Below are 5,649 nucleotides of genomic sequence, written 5' to 3'. Positions count from 1 at the left end.
CACCTCGATCATCTTTACACTCGATAATATTTGTATTGGAACTACTGCGACGACTGAAAAGATTACGCCAAGCATTTCTGCGGGTATTAAAGCCAGCGACTTTTGCAGCAGTATACTGTCCTGCTATTGCAAGCTTGTCAGTCATTTCTTGGCAGTGATTTTGGCTTGTTAAAATTGTACCTCGATAGTTGAAATAACTATCGAATGCATAGATGTAAGCGTCAGAATAGGGGCTTCGACCGTCATCGATAGCTTTCTGAGTATAGTCAATTGAATGGTTGTAAGGGGTTTCCGTACTAACCATATTTGACATACTGCCTGAGTTGTCAAGAATAAACAGGACGTTTGGTGTTAATTCGTTAGAAGCACTGGACTCAAATAAAATCTCAGTATCGTCTGCGTGTGCAATATTGGCTGATAGAAGCGTAATAATGCAAGATGCCAAGCCGTGACCTAGTTTGGATTGTAATGATCTCATTGGCCTGCCTCCAAATTAAAGAAACGGAAGTGATGGAGCTCTTTGGTCTTTATGTTGTAACTGATTGCGCCACTTTTGCCATTGAAGGGGGTTAATACATCAAGAGAGGCTTTTTCTTGCCCAATATAGGCTTGAGTTGTTTCAGTGATACGATATTGCTGTAAGTCACAAGAGGCGCAAGCTCGAGCTTCGATGCTTTTTATTTTTCCATCAAGGCCTCGGTTCAATTGAATGGAATCAGTCTCATAGCCTTGAGTGATATGTGTCAAAGGTGGGGGAGTATACCCTTGTTGTAACTTAAGTAGCTGATCTTTTGTAAGTGCTGGCTCACTAGTATGAGCCTGAGCACTAAACAGTACACTAAAGGTTAGGAGCAAGCCTAATGCGTATATTTTTTTCATCATTGCCTCCTGATGGCTATTTCGTTGTTTCGGGCCATCACTCTAAATTCTGTTGTATGCCTTAAGGCATGTATAAGTTTAATGGTACTCAAAACCTTGCCTGATAACCGTTTGTGCACTAGTGGCCTCGACCGCACCTTCTACTAAAGCTTCGAATAGCTCCGGTTTAAGCTCTGTTGAGCTCTCGTCTACGTTTAAGGAGCCCCCTTTAGCGAGCGCTACAACACCCATATATCCGATGCTATAGCTGGATGCAGCTTTTGAGCCAGAAACTGCATAGTTAATACTCGAAGTGTGTTCACCAATAGTGCCGATTCCTATCGCCTCATCTAATTCTGTAGTGTCTTTGTCTATGATGACTTTATTGATCAGTCCACTTACGGCATTTTCTGCTGCTTGAAAAGTCGCGTTGTTGTTTTGTGCATTTGATGCCATTTTTTCCTGCATTATGGAAGAGCTCATTGACGCAACGCCTATAAGGGTCATCAGTAATAAAATAATTAAACTCACAACAAGTACTGCGCCTTTTTGGCGTGCTAAATTAAGAGAGCTTTGATGTTGTAAGGTCTTCATTCTATATACACCTTTTATACGTTTATTTATCGATTTCGTAACTGAATTGTTTGGCTGAACTCACGGCGTAAACGTCTATCTGGCTCATAAGTTACTGTTGAACCGAACTTGCCCTCGGGTTGGATTTCTTCACCGGGCAAAATATAGGTGGCGTCGTCATTATTCGTGAGCACCTCACGGGAACCGCTAACCAGTAGACCTAGCTGAATGCTTTTTACATATTTCATGTCTGTAACATTGTCTGCGGTAACATAACGAAGGCCGCTAATCACTTCACCGTCTGCGGTAACATGCTGAGGGTCGCTATTTAGTTCACCATATAAGATTTGCATGCTGTCGATACCTTCTATTAGCTCTTCAACATCAAACTCAGGGTTTGCCTTGTTTACCATTTTGTCTTTCGCTCGGAATAGGGCATTTATAGGTACGCCGGTTTCAGTTGTTCTGCCTGTGTTTGCCACGAAGTATATGGTTGATTCAAAACCCCTTACTCGAGCATTACGTGTATAAGGACCTATAAAGATGTCATCTGAATTTGTGATAAGACCATGTGATAGGGTAATAGTGGCTGTCGCTTCCGGGTCTTCTGAAATTCGAAACATATCAGCATTGTTGCAGTTAGCAATTACCGCGATATCAAACTGCTCAAACTCCATTTCATTATCGACGAGCACAACATCTTCATCACTCGTTACCATGTCTGCAGAGAGCTCGGCACTGTCAGTAGTTAGTCGCTGAACAACTAATATGTCGCTACCGATCAAAGCTTCTTTAGTAAAGTCTTCATCTTTGAAATAGTCACCGCGGCTGACACCAGTGACAGGGTCGATGTTTGCATCTTGTGCCCATGCTACAGAAGGGACTTCGAAGCCTGAAAGTGCGGTACTAAAAAAATCTGAGGTTGGGGGGTTATGGGCTCTGATCTTGATATATGCTTCTTCAGGGTCTGGGTTCATACAGCCTTGATAGCCTGCCATTCGAATATCTTGAGCAAGAAAGTTAAGTGCATGGCGCCCAGACTCCTGAATACGAGATAATTCACTAATAAATTTATCAGACTCTCGAGCATTAAAATAAATACTCGTAACACCGATGAGTAGCAGGGAACTAATGGTCATAGCGATCATTAGTTCAATTAAACTCAAACCGGCCATTCCTTTTAGCGAAGATAAAGGTTTTGTGTGGCGTGCTGTGAGATCTTGGTTCATTGTCTTCTCCCTTACAGCACTAAACTGACTGAAAAAGTTTGATCAGTGACTTGTTGGTTTTGCTCATCATCATTCCATTGAGATTCTTTCCAGCTAACTTCAATGGTAAAGAAATTGCCTAAACCACGTGCTATTGTACCCCTCGCATCAGGTAACAAAATTATCGATTCATCGGTTCCGTTTAGTCGCTGGGCCCATTCAAATAAGTCTGTATCTGCACGGTTTTGAGCGGTACAGCCTGCAACACTAGTGCTGCATAAAGGATTGGAAGGTGTTGTTTGACTTGAGTCAAAATCATCATATCTTCCAGCAATTGCTGCGACAGAGTTGGCTCGCATACGATCTGCGATATCATAAACGAGTATGGATGCTTGGGAGCGAAGGTAAGCACTTTGATTGTTACGAAGGCCTTGCATTTGTAAGCTGGCAACACCCAATAACCCAATCGATAGGATGACGATGGTTACTAAGATCTCAATAAGTGTGAAGCCTCGTTGAGTGCTCGGAGCTAGATATTTCATGGTGCCATAAGGGCTTGAATGAGTGTTCGTTATTATGGACATACGATATTTGTCCCCCGGTGGTCGTTAACAATGTTATCGGCCGAACTTTCTTCATCTCTTGCGACTCGAGTATGACCAATTGCGCTCATAACAATAGCATTAGCCTCTGTTACACCGCGTGAGTCACAAATGATAATAGTGCCTGATGAACCAGGAACTCCATTGGAATCAAACTGAATAAAGCCTGCATTGAGAAAACCCAGAGTACGCATTGTGTTGTCGCCAGAAAGCTGTTCGCCGATTCTGAGCAGCTCGTCGTTCGCTGTATCGAGTAGACCGTCACCATCTAGATCCTCGCCTGGATCTAGTATGTTGTTATCGTTTACATCTTCATTGAAATTGTTTAAAACTTGGTCGCCATCTAGATCTGACATGATAAACCAGCCTTCTTCCCAGTTATTAGTGTCGCACGCAGGGGACCCCGTATTGGTGCTTTTACTGGCGCAGAGAGTAATTATACCCCCTGGGCGCTTTGCTGCTTCACTTCGCCCATAGGCTAGCATACCAATGGTCGCATTCGTTTGGGAGGTGATACGGGCGTCTAAAACATTGCCTCTCATACCCGGTACCCCTATGGCAAGTAGGATTCCAAGGATTACAACTGTGACCAACAGTTCAACTAGCGTGAAGCCTTGTATTTTCTGTGGTGTAACAGATGTATTTATAAATGTTTGGGAGTTCGATAATTTTTTCATAATGTCATTAAACAGTTGAGGAGCAGAACTAACAAGCTCAAAGAGACAAGTGGTCGATAGTAATGATAGACGGTAATTCCGGAATTGAAATTGTGCGTTACATCTAATTTTCGGGCTGCTTAAAGCGCCTGAATTTATTGCAAGATATAGTCTTTTACGTCTACACCGTGAGTACCATTCGTAATGCCTTCCTTAATAGCATAGGGTTTACCATGCTTGTCTATCGGGTCTTTAATCAGATTAATTACGTAGGAAGAGCGGAATTTTTTATCGGCTGTCATGACCAGTTCAACTTTAGGGCGCAGACGAGAGTCAGCGTTCGCTGATACGACGATGCCTACTTCACCGTTGGTCATTTCGACCAAAGTACCCGGAGGGTAAATGCCTACCATACGAATAAACGCTTCAACCAGCTCGGAGTCGAAGTGCTTGTCTCGTTCGGCGTAGAGAATTTTTAAAGCATCAAAGGCTGGTGAGCCGTCTTTGTATGAACGGGTACTTGTGATTGCATGATAAACATCGACAATTGATACCATGCGTACAAACTGATGGAGGTAAGCTGCACTTAGTTTTTCTGGGTAGCCCTTGCCGTCGATACGTTCGTGATGAAAGTGTGCTGTATCCTTAATTAGTTTGTTGACGCCTTGTTGTTCGTCTAATAGTTCTTTGCCATACACCGAGTGCTGTTTCATTATGTCATATTCGATGCGTGTTAGACGGCCTGGTTTGTTCAATATGTCGTCTGGTATTTTAGTTTTACCAATATCATGTAGCATGCCGCACAGACCGATGGTTTCTAGCTCGTGCTCTTTTAATCCAATGAAACGCCCGAAGGCAATTGCTAATATACCGACGCGCAACGAATGCTCTGCTGTATACTTGTGCTGTTCTTTTACCTGTGTAAGCCATAGTAGGGCGTTAGCATTATTTAGAATGCTGCTGACGCAAGATTGAATCGCTTTACGCGAAGCATCCATATCAAATGATTCACCATTGCTCAGGCTTGTTAATACTTCATCGACATGGTCTTTGGTTTTTTCATAGCTTAGTTTGGCTTTGGGTAGTTCATCGTGGATTTCGAGTTCTTCACGAAAACCGGGGTATTGTTTCTCTTCCTTGGCTTCAACGGTGCCTTTACCTGATTCAAGCCAAAACTCTTTTTCAATTTCAATATAAACAAATACACAGTGTTCGCGGAGTAAATCGATGTGGTCTGGTGTCTCGATAGTTAAGCCTTGAAGCAGTACTGGTACTTCAGTCCAGGGTCTGTCTAAACGAGTGACATGCATGCCTATTTCTAATGAATCAGCAGGGAGCTTTACTTCGATAAGAGACTTAGTCTTGTCTTGTGAGGGTGGTGTGTATTCAATCATTTCTTAGTGTGCAAGTTACCAGGAATCACGTTACTAGGAATAAAAATTTATTTATGCTGTTTAATGGAGCTTAGACGCAAAAATAGTATCTGACCAATTTGGATGTATTGAGCTTAGCATTGAAAATTCTGTTTATATCATCCCCAGATATTTACGCTGCTTCGATTTAGGTCTAAGCTCGGTGGGTTGGAATAAGAAATATAAGGCTGTTTTTAATGGTTGTTAATAACGCGATTATCAATATTACAAATTTGCGACTTCGAACTTATATTGGGTTCAATCCTGAGGAACAGGAAAAGCAACAAGATATTATTATTAATGTGGAAGTACATTATCCTGCAAATAAACTGTGCCTGGA

8 protein-coding genes and 1 pseudogene are annotated in these 5,649 nt (G+C 42.3%); 1 reads left to right on the top strand and 8 read right to left on the bottom strand.

The features are described 5' to 3' along the window. The 8 genes and pseudogenes from A3761_RS24200 to A3761_RS24170 all read right to left on the bottom strand — a co-directional run. Positions 1-478 (bottom strand): hypothetical protein (locus A3761_RS24200; RefSeq protein ID WP_156492091.1); only part of this gene is annotated, 478 nt, incomplete at its 3' end. Further along, positions 475-882 (bottom strand): hypothetical protein, encoded by a 408-nt coding sequence (locus A3761_RS24195; protein WP_156490306.1) that lies wholly within the window; start codon positions 880-882, stop codon positions 475-477. The genes A3761_RS24195 and A3761_RS24200, both read right to left, overlap by 4 nt. A gap of 75 nt (positions 883-957) precedes the next feature. Beyond that, positions 958-1,452, bottom strand: coding sequence for a PilX N-terminal domain-containing pilus assembly protein (locus A3761_RS24190; protein ID WP_068514572.1), 495 nt, complete (start codon positions 1,450-1,452; stop codon positions 958-960). Positions 1,453-1,478: 26 nt separating this feature from the next. Further along, a complete protein-coding gene (locus tag A3761_RS24185; protein ID WP_068514576.1) occupies positions 1,479-2,660 on the bottom strand; it encodes a PilW family protein in 1,182 nt (393 codons plus the stop codon). A gap of 11 nt (positions 2,661-2,671) precedes the next feature. Next, complete coding sequence (gene pilV / locus A3761_RS24180; RefSeq protein ID WP_197469596.1) at positions 2,672-3,223, bottom strand: type IV pilus modification protein PilV; 552 nt, start codon at positions 3,221-3,223, stop codon at positions 2,672-2,674. Next, a complete protein-coding gene (locus A3761_RS24175; RefSeq protein WP_231875468.1) occupies positions 3,214-3,783 on the bottom strand; it encodes a GspH/FimT family protein in 570 nt (189 codons plus the stop codon). The genes pilV and A3761_RS24175 overlap by 10 nt, the downstream gene beginning before the upstream one ends. Positions 3,784-3,798: 15 nt before the next feature. Continuing rightward, positions 3,799-3,918 (bottom strand): annotated as a pseudogene (locus A3761_RS29120) (prepilin-type N-terminal cleavage/methylation domain-containing protein); the annotation flags it as partial. Between the two features lie 134 nt (positions 3,919-4,052). Next, positions 4,053-5,291: an HD-GYP domain-containing protein gene (locus A3761_RS24170; RefSeq protein ID WP_068552916.1), complete on the bottom strand. Its 1,239-nt coding sequence runs from the start codon at positions 5,289-5,291 to the stop codon at positions 4,053-4,055. A 215-nt stretch (positions 5,292-5,506) separates the two neighbouring features. On the opposite strand from A3761_RS24170, the gene A3761_RS28805 reads away from it, so the two are divergent. After that, positions 5,507-5,649, top strand: a 143-nt coding sequence (locus A3761_RS28805; RefSeq protein WP_197473234.1) for a dihydroneopterin aldolase, incomplete at its 3' end; no start/stop codon positions are given.

The sequence above is a fragment of the Oleiphilus sp. HI0123 genome (genome assembly GCF_001635315.1).
Note: the sequence above shows the minus strand (reverse complement) of the source record. Positions and strands in the feature narration are given on the sequence as shown.